1 protein-coding gene is annotated in these 1,127 nt (G+C 48.6%); it reads right to left on the reverse strand.

Translation table 11 applies throughout. The annotated features are described in order from the left end of the window. On the reverse strand, positions 1–1,127 hold a 1,127-nt coding region (locus tag MWU84_RS23900; protein ID WP_246906516.1), incomplete at both ends, for a hypothetical protein.

Genomic DNA, 1,127 nt, shown 5'->3' on the forward strand with positions numbered 1-1,127 from the left:
GTTCCAACCGCATCCGTAACCAAGACCTTGTCGTTGCCTCCGCTTAATATGTTTTCAGTTTGTACCGCATTGTCCGCCAATTTAGCATTGGTCACGGCATCAGCACCCAATTTGGCGGTTACTATGGAAAGGTCTTCCACCTTGAAGGGATCCAAAGTAGTACCTGCTCCGGTAATCGTTACCTGATCGGCAATAGCGGCAAAGCTGGACTTGTCCACCCAAGCTACTGTTCCGACCGCATCGGTAACCAAAACTTTATCATTGCCTCCACTTAATATGTTTTCTGTCTGAACCGCATTGTCCGCCAATTTAGCGTTGGTCACGGCATCGGCAGCCAATTCGGTAGTTCCCACGGCTCCGGCAGCTATCTCCAAGGTAACATCTCCCAATAGAGCATTGGCATCACCCCCTACGGTTAGATCCGACGAAGTAATGTTACCATCACCATTGATTGCTGTTCCGTCAACTTCCAGTGCTCCCGTGGCTACATTCTGTACCAGTCCGCTTCCTGCAACGTCGGAATTGATCTTGGCAGCCGTTACGGCATCATCGGCCAGTTCATTCGCCGTAATACCTCCAGTGGCCACGTCCAATGTATAAGGACTTACTGTTGTACCTGCGCCTGAACGGATTAAAGTTCCATCTGTTGCGTTTGTTACCTCGTTGCCAATTACACCGTCATTTTCAGTAACGGTCACAGAACCTAAATCTACTAGAATCCAGTCGGTCCCATCCCATTGCATTACCTGCCCGGAGACAGTACCATCAGCGATGTTTTCCAATTGCACCGCATCATCGGCCAATTTTGCATTGGTAACCGCATCAGGGCCGAGTTTGGAATTTACTATGGATAGATCTTCTACCTTGAAAGGATCCAAGGTAGTACCCGCTCCGGTTATCGTCACCTGATCTGCCAAAACAGCAAAGCTGGACTTGTCCACCCAAACAACTGTTCCAACCGCATCGGTAACCAAAACCTTATCGTTACCACCTGAGGAAATATCCTCTGTAAGGATGGTACCGTTCAAAATATTTTCTGTCTGAACCGCGTTGTCGGCCAATTTAGCATTGGTAACCGCATCGGCACCAAGTTTCGCTGTTACTATGGAAAGGTCTTCCACCTTGAA

The organism is Arenibacter sp. F20364 (assembly GCF_023015905.1).
Lineage (GTDB): Bacteria > Bacteroidota > Bacteroidia > Flavobacteriales > Flavobacteriaceae > Arenibacter.